Source organism: Hymenobacter latericoloratus, assembly GCF_014199535.1.
GTDB lineage: Bacteria > Bacteroidota > Bacteroidia > Cytophagales > Hymenobacteraceae > Hymenobacter > Hymenobacter latericoloratus.
The window spans coordinates 51,111-69,580 of the sequence record NZ_JACHNV010000001.1 but is presented as its reverse complement, the minus strand read 5'-3'; the positions used below and the strand labels follow the sequence as shown (position 1 = coordinate 69,580).

The following is an 18,470-nucleotide window of genomic DNA, read 5'->3' as shown; positions in this document are numbered from 1 at the left end:
GCCGGCTTCCTACACGGAAGCTGACGGCCCTGTTTTTATTTTTCCCACAACCCCACACGCATGATGCTTACCCGGTTACTTCCCTTGGCTCTGCTGGCCACCCCGCTGGCGCTGGCTAGCTGCGGCCAAGACAACGACAGCTCCACCGACGCCGCGAAGCTGGAAATACGCCTGATGGACGCCCCCGGCGACTTCCGCAACGTGGTGCTGGACGTGCGCCAGATTGAGGTGCACCTGAAAGAGGAAACCACCCCCGACGGCTGGCAGCTGCTCCCCTTCCAGGCCCAGACCATTAATGTGCTGGACTACGTGAACGGCAAATCGGCCCTGCTGGTGAGCACCGATTTCGAGCCCGGCGACCTAAAGGAAATTCGGCTGCTGCTGGGCCCCGACAGCTACGTAATAGGGCGCGACGGGCAGCGCTACGATCTGAAAACGCCCAGCGGTCAGACCTCGGGCGTAAAGCTGAAACTGGACAACACCACGCTGCGGGAGCGGGAAACGTTTCAGCTGCTGCTCGACTTTGATGTGGCCAAGTCCATTGTGGAGCGCGGCAACTGGAAAGCCGGCAATGATAAGAAGGAGCGGTATCTGCTCAAGCCCGTAATCAGGGTAGTAACCCAGGAGCTGGCCGGCGGCCTGCGCGGCACGGTTACGCCCGCCGCGGCCCTACCCCAGGTGCTGGCCATTCGCTCCGCGGTAACCGTGCCCGATACGTTCAGCACGGCCGCCGATGCCGGGGGGGGTTACCAGTTCAGCGGTCTTCCGGCGGGCACCTACCAGGTGCGCATCTACCCCAGCACTACGGCCCCTAGCGGACAGCCGGCTTACAAGCTGGCGGTGCGTACGGGCATTACCGTCACCAATAACCAGGTAACGGAGCTTGGCGCTACTTCCCTGAATTAACTACCCCTACTGCTACTAAAAAAGCCCTGGCTGTGCAGCCAGGGCTTTTTTTGATAGGCAATAAGCGCCACTTATTCTTTCACGATGCGCTGGCTGAACTGGGCATTGTTGCCGCGTACCAGCACGGTGTACAAGCCGGCGGGCCAGTTCCGCGCTTCCAGGCGCTGCACCTGGCCGCCACCCAGCGCCCCCTGGTACAACACCCGACCAGTACCATCAACGACGGTTACCTGGTAGGTGCCGGCCGGCAGGGCAGACAGGCTCAGGCTGACATGGTCGCGGAAGGGGTTTGGGGCCACCACCAGGGCAGCCGGCACCTCCGGGCGCGGGAAAGATATCGTACGCACCTGGCTGTAGTCTGATTCACCGCTGATATCCACCTGCTTCAGGCGGTAGTACACCAGGCCGGCGGCATCCGGGGCGGGCACGGCGGTATCGGTGAACTGGTAGGTGGCGCCGGTGGCCGTGGTGCCCTGGCCCCGTACCTGCCCGATGCGCCGGAACTGCTGCCCGTCGGTGCTGCGCTCTACCTCAAACCGGTCGTTGTGCAGCTCCGCGGAAGTGCTCCAGGCAAGGCGGGCAGTATTCCCCACGGCCTTGGCCGTAAAGCCAACCAGCTTCACCGGCAGCGGACCCGATACGGGCACCGCGTAAGTAGCCATATTGGAGGGACCACCCAGGTTATCGGTAGCGTAGTACGAGAAGGAGTATTGGCCCGTTTCTGCCTGAGGCGGTGCGTACGACAGCTCGCTGGCTTGCTCGGGCCGGATGGTTTGTCCGGCCGATACCTGCACCCCGTTCAGCGTGAGGGTGCCTTTCGCGGGCAGGGCCGCAATGGTATAGGAGGCAATCCAGCCATCGGCATCCGTCGATTCCAGGGCGCTGAGCGGCGTAGCGCCGCTGGTATTGCGCAGAGCCGGTGCGTTCTTGTTCTGGGCTACCGGCATCTGGTTGCCAATGGGAATGGTATAGATGGCCGTATTCGAGAGGTTACCCTGGTTATCAACGGCATAGTAGCTGAAGGCCACTGTGCCGGCGTAGGTACCGGAGGGGTCGTAGGCAAGCTGGCCGAGCTGGCTGGGCTGCACTTCCTGCGGCACGGCCGCAACTGCCTGGTTGCCAAGCAGCAGGGTACCGGCCTGGGCATTGGGCAGGCTGGTAATCACATATTTTACAATCGTGCCGTCGCCGTCGGTGGCAACCAGGGGCTTCAGGATGGTAGCCGCGGCCGTGTTCGGAATGGCCGGGGCCATCAGGACGTTGTCGGCCAGGGGAGCCGTTTGGCCCACCGGTATGGTGTAGGTAGCCGTGTTGCTGGTAGAGCCCGTATTATCCGTTGCCAGGAACGTAAAGGTGATGTTGCCGTTCTGGGTGCCGCTCGGGTCAAAAGACAGCTGGCTGTTTTCGGCGGGCAGCACTACCTGGTTGAGCGTAGCCGGCAGGCCATTCACGTAGAGTATGCCGGCGCCGGACTGGGGTAGGGAGGTAATGGTGTAGGAAATAATGGTACCATCGGGGTCGGTGGCCTCCAGGGGCGTTATGGCCGTGGCTGGGGCCGTGCTGGGCAGCGGCCGGGTGGCCGTGTTATTGGCGACCGGCACGGCGTTGCACGTACCGAAGTACAGATCATCAATCCCGATATCGTTGCCGGCCAGATCCAGGGTCAGGTTGCGGATTTCGAAGGTAGCGGTAGTATTGTTGCCCGAGTACCACACGTCGGAGTATTTCACCCACTGGTCCGGCGACTCCGGCACCGTTAGCGTGCCGGAAGTGGAGGCCCCATTGATAACAAAGCCCACAATCGGGTCGGCAATGTTCATGGTCGTCGGAATCAGGTTGTTAAAGTGCGCCGAGAAGGTGTAGTAGCGGTTGGGCTGCACCTTAAACGTCTGGCTGTACAGCGTCCGGATGGCCGAAGTGGCGTTGATCATCAGGAAGTTGTCGGCGGCTCCGCCGGTGCCGTTGCCCCGGAAGTTGCCGTGGTACTTGCTGGCATCGGGCCCGATGGCGTAGGTGTTTTCCGGCGTCAGCTCGTTGGCCCGCAGCGGGTCGTCGGGCTGGTACTCGTAGTTGGTATTGAAGCCCACGTTGCCACTGGCAAAGCCCGGGTTTACCAGCTGGTTCGGGCCGGTGGCCGCAATGCACTGCACGGCCGGGTCGTACACGTTCAGGTGCACCGTAGCGGTAGCGCACTGGGGCGTAGCGGTCCGGTCGCAGGCCTGATACACAAAGCTATCCTCGCCCAGAAAGCCCGTTTGCGGGGTGTACGTGTAAGAGCCGTCGGGGTTCAGGGCCAAGCTACCATGCTTGGCAGTAGCAATTAGGCTCACGGTAAAGCCCGTGTTCTGCGGATCGGTATCGTTCAGAATCACGTTGCCCGAAGCGGTGGTGTTCTTCTCTACCTCGTTGCTGTCATCGAAGGCCGAGGTAACGCTGTTCACTATAACGCGAATGGCGGCCGGGTTCGAAGTCAGACCTTTATCGTCCTGCACGGTGTAGGTAATGGTGCTGGTGCCGCCAAAATTCAGCAAAGGGGTAAAGGAAACAATGCCCTGAGCCGATACCGTGAATTTCCCCTGGCTGGCTACGGTCCGCTCTGCCTGTATGCCGGCCTGCTCGGGGTTCAGGTCCACGGTGGTCGGGGCCAGCCGGCCGTCCGCGTCCGAGTCGTTGTCGAGCACGGCAATAGTGGCAATGGTGTTGCGGGCCACCACTACCGTAGGGTCGTTGACGGCCACGGGTGGGGTGTTGGCCACCGGGAGGGTGTAGGTAGCCGGGTCCGACTCCAGACCATCGTTGTTGATGCCGGTGTAGGTGAAAGTAAACTCTCCGGACGTATTGCCCGCCGGATCGAAGTATAGCTGTTTGGCTTCTTCGGTGCTGAAGAGGCGGGCCGCCGTAACGGGGGTAGTATTCAGGAGCAGGGTACCACCCTGGGGCAGGGTTTTCAGGCTGAAGCTGGTAACCGTGGTGTTAGGTGCCGCAGTGGCCGCGAGGCTGGTAATGGCTGTGGCCGCAGCGCTGCTCAGCATGGCCCCCGTCCGGATGTTGGCTGCCACGGGCGGAATGCTGACCGTCACGGTGATGGTGGCGGGCTCCGAGGTGGCTACGCCATTCAGAAAACCACCTACGCTCTTTACCGTGTACCGCACGGTAGTTTGGAACCGACTGCCCGGCTGAGGATTAACCGGCAGGGCAAACGACACCACGCCCGTCGTAGGGTTCACCGAGAAGGTACCGCCGTTGCTGCCGGCCATGTTGGTGGTGCTGGTAGCGCCGGAAGCACTCACTAGGGTTACGGTGGTTGGATCAATGGCATCACTGCCCAGGCCCAGGCCGCCCCGCGCATCATTGTCCAGCACACTGATGGTGGCTGAGGTGGCCGTGTTCAGAAGTATTACGGCATCGTTGCGGGTTACCGGCGCCACGGCCCAGGCAAGTCCGGGCAGGGCTACCAGCACACTAACCATGCCCCCAACCCGGCCCCAACGCCGTTTACTCAACGCGGCTCTCCGGGGTACACTGCGGAAATGTGTTTTCATAGAAAGTTGTAAAAAGAAAAGAACCTGCCCTTCGTTTAGCTTGCTTGCTTCAGCAAACCAATTCACAAATTTATTGCAGATTATATAACTTTTTCAATTAGACCAACTTTCACAACAGCCAAGCCACACGAATGCAAACAACTACTATTGATGGTTATTTGGTAGTAATCGACCAAATTTCCATTCTATAGAACAACCTCCCAATATGAATCTACAAATACTCTCTGTTTTTCCTACATGGGGAAAAGTCTCTTTTTATCACACCTGGTACTACACCTACTATTGTATTTTACAATGAATACATATTCTACTAAAAAATCACCCAGCGCCTGTTAAATTTTACCTGCAAGTAAAATTTAACAGGCGCTGGGTAGATGCGCAACGGAGCCGGACCAGTCTACGCCATGCTGGAGAGCAGGTGCAGTAGCTCCTGCTGGGTATGGCGGGTTTTGTCCTGGGCGTACCAGCCGTGCAGCCGCTCGGCAAACTCCTCGTGGGTGGCGCCGGCTGCCTTCATTTCCAGAAACAGATCCTGGGCCGTTGCCGGGCGGGGGCCCCACTGAGTAGCTTCCGTGAGGGTATCGGCGTACAGCATAATCAGCTTAGGAATAGAGCGCCCGCCATTGGTCAGATACCGGTCCATCAGGTCCGGGTTTTCGTCGCGCAGCAGGTAGTGGGTGGTAATACGGCCGTGGCTGGCCTGGGCTATTTTTTCGAGCACGGGCACAATCTGGGCCGCGTCGCCGCACCAGCCTTCCGTAATAATAACCCACACGTACTGCTGCTGCAACTTGCCCAGCGCCTCCCGCAGCTCGGGCAGCAGCTCCGCCTTTTTATCGAGGCGCTCCATGCGCTGCACATTCAGGCGGGTATAGTTGGTAAGCATATCCGACTGGTTGGGGCCGGTGGTTTTGCCCTGGGCCAGCAGCTCATCAATGAGGCGGCGGTAGGCGGCATAGGAGTAGGCGCCGTTCAGGCGCTCCTGGCTCAGCACGGCAGGCTGGGGGGCAGAGGTTGTCATAGCGAAAATAGTAGCTGATGAGGGAGAAGAGGGCGAATGGGTATATCAACGAAAAACCCTGCCGGATGGTGGTGGGCCACCATCCGGCAGGGTTTACCCAGCAACGCCCCCCGAAGTTACAGGCTGGGCACGTCGGCGGCCTCGGCCTTGGCCGACAGCTCGCGGCAATAGGTGATAAAGTCGGTGTTGATGGGCTCCAGGCCGGCCGCGCGCAGCTCCTTGGCTACCTGGGCGCGGTGGTAGTTGCCGTGCACCGGCACGTGGGTCAGAATGTCGGAAATCTGGCTGGTATAGCCCTCCCCAATAGAGTTGGTGTAGGTAATCAGGCGCTGCATCTCGGCCTCATCGGCCTGAATACCATACTGATAGAACCGCTCCGAGGTCTGCTCGTGCCAGTGGTGCAGGGTAGCTAAGTCGTGCTCCTGCCACACTTTCACGGGGCTGGGCGTGTTGGTCATGCGGCCCAGCCAGATGGCTTGGGCATTGAGTACGTGGCTGAACAGGCGCAGGGCTCCGGCCGGAAGGGTAGCGCCCTGGGCCACTAGGCCGTCGAGGTGCTGCAGCAGGGTTTGGTTGGCCCACACGGTGTAGGCGCCCAGCTTTTCAATGGTGTTAATCATGGGGAAGAAAGAAGGTAATGGGGTAATGAAGTGAGGGGTAATGAAGTATGATGCCCTGTCACTTCATTACCGCTTTCCTTTTAGCGAGGGTCTTGCCAAACCAGCTTTTCGTCGGTCCGGGTTTTGGTGAAGTCCGGGCAGTTGCCGTCGCCGCGGCCGGTCAGGCCGCCGTCGGGGTGGCAGAGCAGCTTGCCATCGGCAGCGTAGAGGTTCGTGAACTGGTCGCAGCAGGGGCTGCTTTCGTAGTACACCGTGGCCCCATCGTACTGGTAGCTGTAGATGTGGATGGGCGGATTCTGCTTCTCGTTGTTGAGGTGCTGCTGAATCCGGTCGGCCAGCCACTTGGGGCGCCGGGCGGCATCAAACACAGCATCGGGCCGGGGGGTAGGCTCAATGGTATTAGCCGAGGTAGGCGCCGGCGTTGATACGCTGCCGGCCATGCCCGTCTGGGGCGCATCGGTGGGAGTGGTCACGGCCACGTTGCGCTGGCAGGCGGCCAGGTGCAGCAGCATTGTCAGGGCCGGGACGAGAAGCAGGGAAGAACGCATAAGCGAGCAGGGTTGAAACTCTCCCCGCGCCGAAGGGCTAAAGGGGCGGCAAATATGCACACAAAGCTTGGTTACGCAGGCAGGCCGCAGTAGTTCCGCTTTCTCTGGTGCTACCAGCCCAGCTCCGCCCACAGGCGCGGCCCAAAAATCAGTAGCCCCACGGCCAGCGCCGCCAAGGCCATTACCAGCACGGCGCCCGCCGCCACATCCTTGGCCCGGCCCGCCAGCGGGTGATACTCCGGCGACACCAGATTCACGACAGCTTCAATGGCGGTATTCACCAGCTCGGCGCACCACACGGCCCCCACAGCCAGGGCCACCGCTACCCACTCCCACCGCGCCAACCCGCAGTACAGCCCCAGCCCCACCACTACTACCGTAGCGGCGGCATGAAACCACAGATGCACCTCGGTGCGCAAGGACGCCCACACGCCCCGGAACGCGTAGCCGAAACTAGCAGCCCGGCGGCGCAGCAGGCTTGAGGGCTGGCGGGGGGTAGGAACCTGGGGCTCAGCCACGGGCGTCGAACTGCTGGAAAACGGTATGGCGCAGCTGGTCCCACTCGGGCTTCAGGATGCTGAAATATACCGAGTCGCGGCGGAGGCCGCCCTGGGTTTTCATGTGGCTGCGCAGAATGCCTTCTTCGGTGGCCCCCATGCGGCGCATGGCCTCGCGGCTTTGCCAGTTGCGGGCGTCGGTTTTCAGCTCCACCCGCTCACACTGCAGCTCTCCGAAGGCGTATTTCAGCAGCAGGTGCTTGGCGGCGCGGTTCAGGCCGGTGCGCTGGTAGGCGCGGCCCAGCCAGGTCCAGCCAATTTCCAGGCGGCAGTCATCCAAAGCAATGTTGCCGTAGCTGGTGCTACCCACCACGCGCCCCGTCTGCCGGTCCACAATAGCAAAGGGGTAGCGCCGACCCGCTTCCCGGTCGCGCACGCTCTGGGTTAGCCAGGCGGCCAGCTCCACGCTATTTTGGGGCATGGGGGTGGTCGTGTATTGCCAGATGGCCGGGTCGAAGGCTACCTCCTTCAGGTCGTCGAAGTCGGAGAGGTCGAGGGGCCGCAGGCGGACGCGGCTATTTTCCAGGGTGATGCAGCGGGCGAAATCCATGAACAGGCTGAGAGGGGAACGGCTCCAAAGATAAATCACAGATTCCCGCTGGTTTGCATGATTGCGCACATTCTCACGGCGCGGGCAACGCTACCTGCTCGGTATTGCTGACTTTGTGCGGTTGCCCGCCCGGTCCGGTCGGACGGGCTCCGCCCGTCCGACCGGGGGTAGGGACCTAGTAGCCTAGGCCCCGCAGCAGCAGGGCATAATCAGAAAGGGAAAGGTGGCCGCCGCTGGCCTGGGGGTGGCCGTGGGCGAAATTGGCGGGCGGGGTAGCGCCGACCCTAGCAAAAGCGGCCCGCAGCAGGTCCGGAATGTGCAGGTTGCCGGCAGCCCGCCCCGAAATAGCGACCATGCCCTCGGGCAGGTAGCCCAGGTTGGCGCACAGCACCACTCTATCAGCGAGGCGCGTAATCCACTGCTGGGCAATAAGCGGGTGAATCTGGCAGGCGGAGTTGATGGTGATGATAGCCACGGGCGCGGCCTCAGGGCCTTTGGGTGGGAACTTGGGGGGTAGCTTGCGGGCGGCAGCCAAAGCGGCCGCTACCTCGGCCCGGTAGCCCGCCAGCACCGCGTCCTGGGCCAGGCCGCGGGGGTTGTCATCGTGGAGGAGGTAGCGCAGGGGTAGGGCCAGGTCGAACTCCCCGGCCCGACGGGCGGCGTTGCACATGGCCACGGCTTCCTTGAGCCACTTGGCGGTATGCTGCTTTTTCACGGCTGCCAGCGGGGGCCAGGCCGCCTGGTCGCCGAGGTCGGAAATAACCCCTATAGCCGCTACCCACTGCAGATCCGTCACGTCGGCTTCGGCGGCCAGCAGCTCGTAGGCCAGCCAGGCCGAGCAGGGCACGGGGTCAAGGCCGTAGCCGGTCAGCACGGTGCCGCCGGCCGGGGGCTGCCCTTCCGGAATGTGGTGGTCGACGTAGAGCACCGGCACGCCGTGAGGTTCCAGAGTGCCGTGGGCGTGCACGCCCAGGTCTGTTACAATCAGGGCATCGGGCCTGAGGGCCAGCAGCCGCTCGTGGGCGCCGGGGGTCAGGAAGGCGTTTTCGCCCTTGCCGGAGGGCACTACCTCCACCTGCCAGCCGGGGTTGATGCGGCGGAGGCCGCGCCCGAACAGGGCCCCGGCAGCCAGCCCATCGGCATCGAAATGGCAGAACACCACCACGCGGCCCCCGGCCGGAATTTGATCCAGAAAGGCACGGAAGGGTGCCACAAATTGCGGATATGCGGGCATGAAAACGGGCAGCCCGCATGGTAGCCGGCTGCCCGTTGTTCGTAAAGCAGTGCGCTTAGGTTGTAGCGCGAACGTTGTAGTTCGCGTGTTGTCGGGCTGGTTACACAGTATAAGATGCCCGGCAATACGCGAACTACAACGTTCGCGCTACAACCTTACTTCTTGATTTCGCCTACCATGTCTTCGGGCTTGAGCCACTCGTTGAACTGCTCCTCGGTGAGGTAGCCGAGCTGCAGGGCGGTTTCCTTGAGGGTCGAGCCGTTTTTGTGGGCCGTCTGGGCAATTTCGGCGGCTTTGTAGTAGCCGATGTGGGGGTTGAGGGCCGTAACCAGCATCAACGACGAGTCAACGTGCTTCTTGATGTTCTGTTCCAGGGGCTCGATGCCCACGGCGCACTTGTCGTTGAACGACACGCACACGTCGCCGATGAGGCGGGCCGAGTGCAGGAAGTTGTAGATCATCAGGGGCTTGAACACGTTCAGCTCGAAGTGGCCGTTCATGCCGCCGATGTTGATGGCTACGTCGTTGCCCATCACCTGCGCCGCTACCATGGTCATGGCCTCCGACTGGGTGGGGTTCACCTTGCCGGGCATGATGCTGGAGCCGGGCTCGTTGTCGGGGATGTGCAGCTCGCCGATGCCGGCGCGCGGGCCCGAAGCCAGCAAACGAATGTCGTTGGCAATCTTCATTAGCGAGGCAGCTACCGTTTTTAGGGCGCCGTGAGCTTCCACAATAGCGTCGTGGGCGGCCAGGGCCTCAAACTTGTTTTCGGCCGTGATGAAGGGTAGGCCGGTCAGGTCGGCAATATGCTTGGCCACGTTTTCGGAGTAGCCGGGGGGCGTGTTGATACCCGTGCCCACGGCCGTGCCGCCCAGGGCCAGCTCCGAAAGGTGAGCCAGGGTGTTCTTGATGGCGCGCAGGCCGTGGTCGAGCTGCGACACGTAGCCGCTGAACTCCTGGCCTACCGTGAGGGGGGTAGCATCCATGAGGTGGGTACGGCCGATTTTCACGATGTGCATGAACTGCTCGCTCTTGGCCCGCAGTGTGTCGCGCAGCTTCTCAATGCCGGGAATGGTCTTCTCTACCAGAATCTTGTAGGCCGCAATGTGCATGGCCGTCGGGAAGGTATCGTTGCTGGACTGTGACTTGTTTACGTCGTCGTTGGGGGCCAGAAACTTCTTCTCGTCGGAAAGCTGACCGCCGTTGAGCACGTGGCCGCGGTAGGCGACTACCTCGTTCACATTCATGTTGCTCTGGGTGCCCGAGCCGGTTTGCCACACCACCAGCGGAAACTCCGCATCGAGCTTGCCTTCCAGAATTTCGTCGCAGACGCGGCCAATCAGCTCGGCTTTCTCGGCCGACAGAATACCGGCGTCGCGGTTCGTGAGGGCGGCGGCTTTCTTCAGGTAGGCAAAGGCGCGGATGATTTCCTTGGGCATCTTATTGATGTCCTGGGCAATCTGGAAGTTGTCGATGGAGCGCTGGGTCTGGGCGCCGTAGTAGGCGTCGGCCGGCACCTGCACGGTGCCCATGGTGTCTTTCTCGGTGCGAAACTGAGTCATGCTTCTAGTGGGTGAGAAGAGAATAAGGTGACAAGAAAGCGCGCGGCAAGCCCCGACGCGCCGCAAAAGTACGTAACGGCGTACGGCCCGCCACCCCTACCCCAAAATTCTGCGCCGGGTTGGCTCGGCCCTGGGCCGGCGGGCTGCGTATAGCCTAGCTCAAGCATTCTACCTAGCTACTCTACTGTCATGAACAAGACCTTTGAATCAGAATCCGACGCTCTTTCCGTACAGCCCGACCAGCCTACCACGGCTCAGCCCTCTGCCGTGACGCCGCCCGCCCAGGAAAACACGGCCCCCACGCCGCCTTCGGCCGCCACGACCAGCACCAGCGCCGATGCCGATGAAACGCCCGTGCCCGTGGCCGGCAACGGTGCCCCCGACTACAGCCAGCTGGAAGTGAAAACCGAGCCCGACCTGCCTACCCCCGACAAAGCCGGCGGCAGCGCCACCGAACCCGAAAGCGGCGGCGGCTACAGCGGCTAAAGAGTAGCTGAGTAATGGAGCAACTGAATAGAGGACGCAGCAAGCAGAGCAAAGCTTCTCTCCTAACTAGATGTAGGGAGCGGGGCTTGCCCCCGCCCGGCGCCTGAACATCGGTTACACGTAAATTTAACGGCGCGGACGCCTGACCGGACGTGGGAAACGGGGCGCCTGAACAACGACTACATATAAATGTAACGGCGCTGACGCCGGGCGGGGGCAAGCCCCGCTCCCTACCCCCAACAAGCCCTTGGCGATACCATACGTCAAGGGCTTGTCACGTTTCAGGGGGTAGCACACTGGTCAGGAAGGATGGCTTCGTCGGGCCTCCTCGCCATGACGGGTAGCCTTTACCGCTCTTCTATTTTAAACGGCACCGTAATTTCGACGGTGCGGGCGGTGCGGCGGCCGTTCTGAATGGCGGGAAACCAGGCCGGGCCTTCCTGCAGCAGCCGGGTGGCTTCGGCGTCACACTCCTCGGAGAGCTTCTTCACCACTTTAATGTCGGAGAGCTTGCCGTCCACGCCCACCACAAAGCGGAGCTTCACGTTGCCTTCGCGCCGGTCTTCGAGGGCTTTTTCGGGGTAGTCGAGGCTGTCGCGCAGGTACTTTTTGAGGCTGGCGTAGCCCCCGGCCGGCATAGCTCCTACCGCCATGGGCGCCGGCGGGGCGTCGCGGCGGACTACCACTACCTCGCTCAGGGCTTTGGTGTCGGGGGTGAGGGCCAGTGTTAGGGTGGAGTCTGTGGGGCGTATTGTACGCACCTGCGTGACGTAGCCAATGGAGCTAATGTATAGCTGCTCCGTAGGGGGTACCTTCAAACTGAAATAGCCCTCTGAGTTAGTTGAAACTCCTGTAGAAGCTCCTGGAAACGTTACAAATGCGCCAGCCATTGGTGCACCAGCAGTGTCCGTTACCCGCCCCCGAATAGTGCGAGCCGCTTCCGGGGCGGCCGTTTTTTGTTGATCCATAACCAGGGGGCTGGCGGCTATCTTCCGCTTCGCTACGGCTGTAGTACCGACCATTGGCATGGCAGCCGCGGGCGGGGGAGCTGCGGCGTACTCCTCGGCCGCGCGGGCCGAGGTAGTACGGACGGAATCGGGTGCCGTAACGGCTACCGGAGCCGCGGCTGCGTCAGCCGCTCCTTTCTCCCCGGCCCACCCCTGCGCTGCCCCCAGACCGGCTACTTCCACCGGAACATCGGCGTCACCGTTTACGCTTGACTCCGTCCGGCCCCGGGCCGGCCTCCCAGCGGAGCGCCGCGGGCGTAAGGCTGCGCGGGAAGTTGCGCCCGGCGTAACCGCGGCTACTTCCGGAATGGCTGCCCGGGCGGCAGCCGTTTCCGGTGCTTCCAGAGTGGGGGCAGCGGGAGCAACGGGAGCCGTAGCCACGGCTTCGCGCCGCATAGCGGCAGGCCGCGCGGCCGTATCCTGTGGGGCCGGGCGCAGCAGAGTAAACCACACCACGGCGGCCCCTAGGGTGAGCAAGAGCGCGGCCGCGGCCGCCAGTTGCTGCCAAGCTAGCCCCAGCGCGGGTTTGGGCTTCGATTCAGTAGCCAGTTCTGATACGCGGGCGCCCAGGCGCTGACGCAGCTCGGCCAGGCTGGCATCGGTAACGGCGGCGGGCTGCAGTTCCAGGCCTTCCAGCACATCGGCGCAGTGCGGGCAGTCGAGGGTGTGGGCTTCCACGCGGTGCTGCTCGGCGGGCGTCAGTGTCCCGGCCGCGTACTGGCGCAGCACCTCCACCGGCAGGTGCCGGCTGGCAGGAGGGGTAGGCGCAGAAGCAGAGTCAGGGCGAAGCATTGGAAGCGGCAGTAGTTTCGAGGTGGCGGCGCAGATTGCGCTTGCCGTTTTGGAGGTGACTTTTCACCGCGTTCAGATCAAAGCCGGTGAGCTCGGCAATGTCGCGGTAGCATTTCTTTTCGAGGTAGAACAGCTCCAGACATCGTCGTTGGCCGGGAGGTAGCTCAGCCAGGGCGTGCTCCAAGTGCTGAAGCTGCTGTTCGTGGAGGTCGGCTTCGGTGGGGTCATCATCTGCCAGATGCCGGGCCGCCGCCGATTCCATACCGGCGGCATCCGGAAAATGCACCACCAGCGCCCCACCCGCTGCCGGCCCCGCCCGCTGCCGGGCCCGTAGCACCATCAGGCAATGGTTGCGAGCCGTGGCGTGCAGCCAGGGTGCGAAGTTCTCCACCTCGTGCTGGCGCAACTTACTTACCAACTGCTCAAAGAGTTGCATGACGGCGTCCTTGGCATCTTCCTCGTCGCGGAGGTAGCGCCGGCAGATGGCCAGTACCTCGGTCATGTGCCGGTCGTAGAGCGTGCCCAGGTCGTGCACGTCGCCCTCGGCATGGTAGCGCCGGAGCAGCTCCGCATCGGAGAGCTCGGCAGCAGGCGCAGGACGGCGGGAGCGACGAAAGAACATACCAGGGCAAAAGGGCCAGAACCGAAAGCTACGCTTTCAGGCCGGAAAAGCATGGCGCGGCCGGGCCGGAATCGTCTAGCAGAGCCTCGAAAGGCAAGCCGGTAAAAATATTTTTCAGGTGGCGTGTGGAATCCGTTGGCCGGGGGCATCTGAAATACAAGCTGCTACCCTAACGCCCTCGGTTATGTTGCCTTCCTATTTCCTGCTGGCCGGTTCAGCCCTGGCCCTCGTCGCTACCCAGCCGGTGCGGGCCCAGCGCCCTACCCCTCCCGATACCCTGAACCCCGCCGCGGCTGCCGCTGTCGGGCCCTCACCGGTATTGCCGTGGCGGCTGCCCAACGCCCAGGAATGTGCCGGCATTCGGGCCGACGAAGCCCGCACGGCGCCCCGGCAGGCCCAGCGCCGGGAGAAGCGGCTGCACCGCTGGGCCGCAGAACAGCCTGAGCCAACTACTGCTAAGCCCTGAATAGGTAGTCAATTTAATCCTTTCACTTCTACTGGTATCTGCCATGCCCCGTTTCCTGTATTGCACCTTAGTAGCCGGCGTACTCACCGGTTCACCTGCTCAGGCCCAGCAGCCTGCTCCCGCGCGCTACCACGTACAGAATCCTGCAACTCAATCTTTTGTGGAAGGTCAGGTGATTGATGCCCGCACGAAAAGAGGGTTACCAGGCGTCACGGTGCTGGTAAAAGGAACCCGGAACGGGGCTACTACCACGTCCAAAGGCTACTTCCAGCTGGAGTTGAAAGCAGAGCACCGAACCCTGGTTTTCAGCTCCATTGGCTACGTAACGCGGGAGCTAACCCTGCGTCCGGGCCAGACTGTAGTGCCCACTATTGCCCTGCAACCGGACCGGCGGCAGCTAAGCGAAGTGGTAGTTACTGGCAAAGCCAAGCCACGGGCCACTCGCCCGGCCTCGCCCAACAGCCGCAGGCAACAGACCGAAACAGTGGCCGGCAACACTGATAATCCGGCAGACCTCGCGGGGCTCGAACCGGGTGAAGGCGCCACTTCTGCTGATTATGCCCTGCAAGGCCGGGTAGCTGGAGTGGCTATCAGCCCGAGCGGCGGTTACATGATGCCCCGCCCTGAACCCGGCGCGGGCGAAACCTACGCTTCGCTGGCTGAAAACGGCTTCCACAATGCTGCCAAAGACCCGCTGAGTACCTTTAGCATTGATGTGGATGCGGCCAGCTACAGCAACGTGCGCCGCTTTCTGCAGCAGGGTCAGCTCCCTCCATCCGACGCGGTGCGTACCGAAGAGCTCATTAACTACTTCCAGTACGACTACCCCGCTCCGGCCCCTACCTCCCCCGAGCCTTTCCGGGTGCTTACGGAGCTGGCCGAGTGCCCCTGGAACCCCGAGCACCAGCTGGTGCAGGTGGCGTTGCAGGGCCGCCGGGTGGCTACCGAGAAGCTGCCGCCCGCCAATCTGGTCTTTCTGGTGGATGTGTCGGGCTCCATGATGGGCGACGACCGGCTCGGGCTGATACAGCAAAGCCTGCGCCTGCTTACCAACGAGCTGCGCCCCCAGGATAAGGTGGCGCTGGTGGTGTACGCCGGGGCCGCTGGCCTGGTGCTACCTCCTACCCCCGGCTCCCGCCGCGCCGACATCCTGGCGGCCATCGACCAGCTGCAGGCGGGCGGCTCCACGGCGGGCGGGGCGGGCTTGCGCCTGGCTTACCAGGTAGCGCGTCAGAGCTTTAATAAGGAAGGCAACAACCGCATTATTCTCTGCACCGACGGCGACTTCAACGTGGGCGAGCAGAGCGACGCGGCCATGGAACGCCTCATCACCCAGGAGCGGGAAACCGGCGTGTTCCTGACAGTGCTGGGGGTAGGCCAGGGCAACTACCAGGACAAGAAAATGGAGCTGCTGGCCGACAAAGGCAACGGCAACTACGCCTACCTCGACAACCTCGACGAAGCCCGGCGGGTGCTGGTCCGGCAGTTTGGCGGCACGCTGTTCACCATTGCCAAGGACGTGAAGCTGCAGGTGGAGTTCAACCCGGCCCGGGTGCGCGAGTACCGCCTGGTAGGCTACGAAAACCGCCTGCTGGCCGCCGAGGACTTTAACAACGACCGCAAAGATGCCGGCGAATTAGGTGCCGGTCACACCGTAACGGCTCTTTATGAGGTAGTGCCCGTAGGAGCCCGTGCCACCGTCGATCCGCTCAAGTACCAGTCGGTGCCAGCGCCCAAGGCTAACGCCTCGGCTGAGTTGCTCACCGTGAAGCTGCGCTACAAAGAGCCCCAGGGCAGCAAAAGCCAATTGCTGGAACAAGCCCTGATCGGGGCCCCTCGCCCCCTGACCGAAGCCAGTGAAAACCTGCGTTTCGCGGCGGCGGTGGCCCAGTTCGGGATGCTGCTGCGCCAGAGCGACTACCGCGGCGCAGCCACCTGGGAATCAACGGCGCGCTTGGCCGAAGGTGCCCGGCGCTTCGACCCCGATGGCTACCGCGCCGAGCTGGTGCGCCTGGTGAAGCTGGCGGAAGCCCTGCGCCCGGCCCCGGTGGAAGTAGGCGCGCGGTAGTAAGCCCATCAGATACAACTAATTAAAAATCTTATTACCAATAGCTTGCAACTTATCAAGCATGCATTGGCTCTTGCCAGCGCCATCCGTTTACGCGGGTAGTTTCGGGCGTTTTGCTGCCGCTCTGCCTACCCCCCGAAGTCGGCCCAACCCCACTCACAGCGGCCGGGCAGCGCCGGTTGCAGACGCGCCGCCATAAGCGCCGCCGGGCCGACTTCGGCTTTACTCCTAGTTGCCGTGTTTTATTCCTGTGCCTCATATTGCTCGTGCATGAAAAAGGCCCCACCGAAAATCGGTGGGGCCTTTGTGCAGGGAATAGGTAGTGGGAGAGAGAGTTAGAACGAGTAGTTGACGGACGCCTTAATCACGCGGTTCTGGGCGTCGAAATTGTTGTTTTTGTCCAGGGACGAAAGGCCGTAGTCGTAGCCGGCGCTTAGGCCCAGGCCGTTCTGGAACTGATAGCCCAGGCCGCCCGTCACCGAGAAATCTACCTGGCGGAACTGGTCTTTGATATCGAAGTTCTCATTGAAGGCTGAGAAGCCCAGGGCGCTGGCATTCACGCGGGCCTTACCCGAGAGCAGCACCGAGGCCTGCGGACCGGCAAACACGTAGAACCCATCAGTGAGGTAGCCTTTGGCCAGCAGCGGAATATCGAGGTAGGCCATGCGGGCCGTGGCTTTTACTTTAGCGTTCAGGAAGTCGAACTGCTCCAGCGGAATGCGGCCCGTAAGCACGGTACCTTTCTCGGAGTAGCCTACCCCCGGCTCGATGGCAAAGCGGGGGCCCAGGGGCAGCGAGGCATAGAGGCCGGCGTGGAAACCGGGCTTCATTTCCTTGGTCACGGCCCCGTTGGTATAGTCGGCCAGGTCCATCACGCTGTTTACCGCGTCGCCCGACCAGTCCGAGACGTTCACGCCGGCCCGGATGCCGAACTTCACCCCATCGGTGGCCGAGGAAGCCGAGGAGGAGTAAGAGGGCGTAGAACGAACCGGGCGGGCCTGGGCCGGACCCGTGTACTTCGGTACGCGGTGGGGCTGAATCTGGGCCTCGGAGGCGGTAGCAAACGCGGTAACAAAAAGGGCAGCAGCGGCCAGGCGGCCGAAAAGTCGCTTCGTATTCATGGCAGGAAAGGTTGGAAGGAAGGGCCGGCTACCAGAGGTGCGCAGCGGGTGGCTGCCGGCTTCGGAGAGGGTAGTATTACAAAACCGTGCCAACTTTTCTCCAGCCGGCCGCTGCTGCCCTGCCACAGTCCCGACATCCTAAAACAGGCGGCCCCGACCTCAAGCTGTCCTTGAAGCCGCGGCCGCCCACTTACCCAGTAATTATTTCAGTAATCAACTATTCATCACTAGATTATACAATCAAATAAACAAGCAGCGGATATCTGGCCATCCACGAACAGAGCGGATAAACGAAGGCAGAGCCAGTTCAGGGCTGAACAGCATCATCGAGCAGGTGAATAATGCCGTTGGTAGCCGTTTGATCGAGGGCAACCAAATGCGGGTGCTCCTGCTCGGACAGCCGGTGCCGATTGGTATGGGGCATTACCTGGCAGCTGGCATCATACGGCTTGAGCCCAAACAAATCGAATCCACCGTGGAAGTCCAGGGCATAGTCCCATTGGCTGCCCGCCAGAGTCGGGTTCCGGTCATTCTTGAACAGCAGGTAGGAAGGCAGCCGTGTTGGGAGGCAGTGGAGTTGCAGCAGACGCAGCAAGGCGGCGTCGGGCACGGCCGCTACGCTGGTCCAGGCCGGGTTCATGCGGCGCAGGGTGCGGAGCAGGCCGCCATTGGAAGGCAGCAGCAGGGTGTAGTCGCGCTGCGCATCGCTGAGCAAAGCCAGCACCGGCGCCGCTACCGGGCGCTGCAGCGCCTCCCAGAACAAGCCGTACTCGGCTCCGTCTGCCGCACGCTGCCGCACTTCTTCGGCCAGGGTGCGGGCCGGTGGCAGCAGCACATGGGGCAGCGCATGCACTACGCCGCCCACCGTGTGCTGGCCCCGGGCGTCGGTCCAGGCAGTGTACAACCCATTCAGGGCTATTTTACCGCTGAAATACCACAGGTACAACTGGTTGCCAGCCGCACCAGCAGCCGGCAGCAGCGTAGTAAATTGCTTGTGTTCAACTTCGGCTACCTCGTTGAGCGCCTGTTCGGGCAGCAGATGATACTGCAACACGCGGCGGAGTTGCTCAATCTGGCCGACATCCTGCAGAGCCATAATGCTGGTCGCCGTGGTGTAGGGAGTGCCGCTCAGCTCCGCGAAGGCCGCGTTGGTGGGGGCCAGCACCGTCAGGAACTTGCTTTGCTGCAGGGCGGGTAGCAGGTTGGTTTTACGCAGGCCGGCATACAGTGTGCTGTACTCGGGATTGTCGCGCAGGATTTGCTCCAGGCTTGAAACGGGGGTGGGGTCACTTTCTTTCTGGCAGGCTGTGCCCAGCAGCAGGCCGCTTAAGAGTAGGAGCAGTAGGGAGGCGTAGCGGGAAAACATCA

16 protein-coding genes are annotated in these 18,470 nt (G+C 62.2%); 4 read left to right on the top strand and 12 right to left on the bottom strand.

Going from position 1 to position 18,470, the window contains the following annotated elements; translation table 11 throughout:
- The first annotated feature begins 60 nt into the window (after window positions 1-60).
- Window positions 61-906, top strand: a complete 846-nt coding sequence (locus GGU46_RS00300) for a DUF4382 domain-containing protein (RefSeq protein ID WP_183401609.1) — start codon at window positions 61-63, stop codon at window positions 904-906.
- Window positions 907-977: 71 nt separating this feature from the next.
- Here GGU46_RS00300 and GGU46_RS00295 read toward each other — a convergent pair whose 3' ends face one another.
- The 8 genes from GGU46_RS00295 to fumC form a co-directional block, all read right to left on the bottom strand.
- Entirely contained in the window at window positions 978-4,448 is a 3,471-nt protein-coding gene (locus GGU46_RS00295; RefSeq protein ID WP_184093936.1) for an Ig-like domain-containing protein, read from the bottom strand.
- A gap of 397 nt (window positions 4,449-4,845) precedes the next feature.
- A complete protein-coding gene (locus GGU46_RS00290; protein WP_183401607.1) occupies window positions 4,846-5,469 on the bottom strand; it encodes a thioredoxin family protein in 624 nt (207 codons plus the stop codon).
- A gap of 116 nt (window positions 5,470-5,585) precedes the next feature.
- A complete protein-coding gene (locus GGU46_RS00285; protein ID WP_183401606.1) occupies window positions 5,586-6,089 on the bottom strand; it encodes a DinB family protein in 504 nt (167 codons plus the stop codon).
- An 80-nt stretch (window positions 6,090-6,169) separates the two neighbouring features.
- Complete coding sequence (locus GGU46_RS00280) at window positions 6,170-6,637, bottom strand: DUF6970 domain-containing protein (protein ID WP_183401605.1); 468 nt, start codon at window positions 6,635-6,637, stop codon at window positions 6,170-6,172.
- Window positions 6,638-6,747: 110 nt separating this feature from the next.
- Window positions 6,748-7,155 carry a diacylglycerol kinase family protein gene (locus GGU46_RS00275; protein WP_317171822.1) on the bottom strand — a complete coding sequence of 136 codons (408 nt, stop codon included), beginning with the start codon at window positions 7,153-7,155 and terminating at the stop codon, window positions 6,748-6,750.
- Window positions 7,148-7,744 (bottom strand): GNAT family N-acetyltransferase, encoded by a 597-nt coding sequence (locus tag GGU46_RS00270; RefSeq protein WP_183401604.1) that lies wholly within the window; start codon window positions 7,742-7,744, stop codon window positions 7,148-7,150. The genes GGU46_RS00275 and GGU46_RS00270 overlap by 8 nt, the downstream gene beginning before the upstream one ends.
- 175 nt (window positions 7,745-7,919) lie before the next feature.
- The gene (locus tag GGU46_RS00265) at window positions 7,920-8,957 is read right to left on the bottom strand and encodes a DHH family phosphoesterase (protein ID WP_183401603.1); all 1,038 of its coding nucleotides are present in this window, start codon (window positions 8,955-8,957) and stop codon (window positions 7,920-7,922) included.
- A gap of 176 nt (window positions 8,958-9,133) precedes the next feature.
- On the bottom strand, window positions 9,134-10,540 hold the full coding sequence (gene fumC / locus GGU46_RS00260; protein ID WP_183401602.1) for a class II fumarate hydratase: 1,407 nt from the start codon (window positions 10,538-10,540) through the stop codon (window positions 9,134-9,136).
- A 189-nt stretch (window positions 10,541-10,729) separates the two neighbouring features.
- Between fumC and GGU46_RS00255 the strand changes: the two genes are divergently transcribed.
- Window positions 10,730-11,026, top strand: coding sequence for a hypothetical protein (locus tag GGU46_RS00255; protein ID WP_183401601.1), 297 nt, complete (start codon window positions 10,730-10,732; stop codon window positions 11,024-11,026).
- Window positions 11,027-11,373: 347 nt separating this feature from the next.
- Here the strand turns inward: GGU46_RS00255 and GGU46_RS00250 are convergent, their stop codons facing one another.
- Together GGU46_RS00250 and GGU46_RS00245 are read right to left on the bottom strand one after the other, a co-directional pair.
- Window positions 11,374-12,825 carry a TonB family protein gene (locus GGU46_RS00250; RefSeq protein WP_183401600.1) on the bottom strand — a complete coding sequence of 484 codons (1,452 nt, stop codon included), beginning with the start codon at window positions 12,823-12,825 and terminating at the stop codon, window positions 11,374-11,376.
- Window positions 12,812-13,447 carry an RNA polymerase sigma factor gene (locus tag GGU46_RS00245; protein WP_183401599.1) on the bottom strand — a complete coding sequence of 212 codons (636 nt, stop codon included), beginning with the start codon at window positions 13,445-13,447 and terminating at the stop codon, window positions 12,812-12,814. Before GGU46_RS00245 ends, GGU46_RS00250 begins: the two co-directional genes overlap by 14 nt.
- Before the next feature lie 184 nt (window positions 13,448-13,631).
- Between GGU46_RS00245 and GGU46_RS00240 the strand changes: the two genes are divergently transcribed.
- A complete protein-coding gene (locus GGU46_RS00240) occupies window positions 13,632-13,913 on the top strand; it encodes a hypothetical protein (RefSeq protein WP_183401598.1) in 282 nt (93 codons plus the stop codon).
- A 43-nt stretch (window positions 13,914-13,956) separates the two neighbouring features.
- Window positions 13,957-15,981, top strand: a complete 2,025-nt coding sequence (locus GGU46_RS00235; RefSeq protein ID WP_183401597.1) for a vWA domain-containing protein — start codon at window positions 13,957-13,959, stop codon at window positions 15,979-15,981.
- A gap of 335 nt (window positions 15,982-16,316) precedes the next feature.
- On the opposite strand, the gene GGU46_RS00230 is transcribed toward GGU46_RS00235, so the two are convergent.
- Together GGU46_RS00230 and GGU46_RS00225 are read right to left on the bottom strand one after the other, a co-directional pair.
- Window positions 16,317-17,102, bottom strand: coding sequence for a porin family protein (locus tag GGU46_RS00230; RefSeq protein ID WP_183401596.1), 786 nt, complete (start codon window positions 17,100-17,102; stop codon window positions 16,317-16,319).
- A 307-nt stretch (window positions 17,103-17,409) separates the two neighbouring features.
- On the bottom strand, window positions 17,410-18,468 hold the full coding sequence (locus GGU46_RS00225) for a fasciclin domain-containing protein (RefSeq protein WP_183401595.1): 1,059 nt from the start codon (window positions 18,466-18,468) through the stop codon (window positions 17,410-17,412).
- Window positions 18,469-18,470 lie beyond the last annotated feature (2 nt).

Bases quoted from the DNA above. Each gene is read 5' to 3' on its own strand.
- GGU46_RS00250 (WP_183401600.1), bottom strand. From the start codon at position 12,825: ATGCTTCGCCCTGACTCTGCTTCTGCGCCTACCCCTCCTGCCAGCCGG.
- GGU46_RS00290 (WP_183401607.1), bottom strand. From the start codon at position 5,469: ATGACAACCTCTGCCCCCCAGCCTGCCGTGCTGAGCCAGGAGCGCCTG.
- GGU46_RS00270 (WP_183401604.1), bottom strand. From the start codon at position 7,744: ATGGATTTCGCCCGCTGCATCACCCTGGAAAATAGCCGCGTCCGCCTG.
- GGU46_RS00280 (WP_183401605.1), bottom strand. From the start codon at position 6,637: ATGCGTTCTTCCCTGCTTCTCGTCCCGGCCCTGACAATGCTGCTGCAC.
- GGU46_RS00295 (WP_184093936.1), bottom strand. From the start codon at position 4,448: ATGAAAACACATTTCCGCAGTGTACCCCGGAGAGCCGCGTTGAGTAAA.
- GGU46_RS00245 (WP_183401599.1), bottom strand. From the start codon at position 13,447: ATGTTCTTTCGTCGCTCCCGCCGTCCTGCGCCTGCTGCCGAGCTCTCC.
- GGU46_RS00285 (WP_183401606.1), bottom strand. From the start codon at position 6,089: ATGATTAACACCATTGAAAAGCTGGGCGCCTACACCGTGTGGGCCAAC.
- GGU46_RS00300 (WP_183401609.1), top strand. From the start codon at position 61: ATGATGCTTACCCGGTTACTTCCCTTGGCTCTGCTGGCCACCCCGCTG.
- GGU46_RS00240 (WP_183401598.1), top strand. From the start codon at position 13,632: ATGTTGCCTTCCTATTTCCTGCTGGCCGGTTCAGCCCTGGCCCTCGTC.
- GGU46_RS00235 (WP_183401597.1), top strand. From the start codon at position 13,957: ATGCCCCGTTTCCTGTATTGCACCTTAGTAGCCGGCGTACTCACCGGT.
- GGU46_RS00230 (WP_183401596.1), bottom strand. From the start codon at position 17,102: ATGAATACGAAGCGACTTTTCGGCCGCCTGGCCGCTGCTGCCCTTTTT.
- GGU46_RS00225 (WP_183401595.1), bottom strand. From the start codon at position 18,468: ATGTTTTCCCGCTACGCCTCCCTACTGCTCCTACTCTTAAGCGGCCTG.
- GGU46_RS00255 (WP_183401601.1), top strand. From the start codon at position 10,730: ATGAACAAGACCTTTGAATCAGAATCCGACGCTCTTTCCGTACAGCCC.
- fumC (WP_183401602.1), bottom strand. From the start codon at position 10,540: ATGACTCAGTTTCGCACCGAGAAAGACACCATGGGCACCGTGCAGGTG.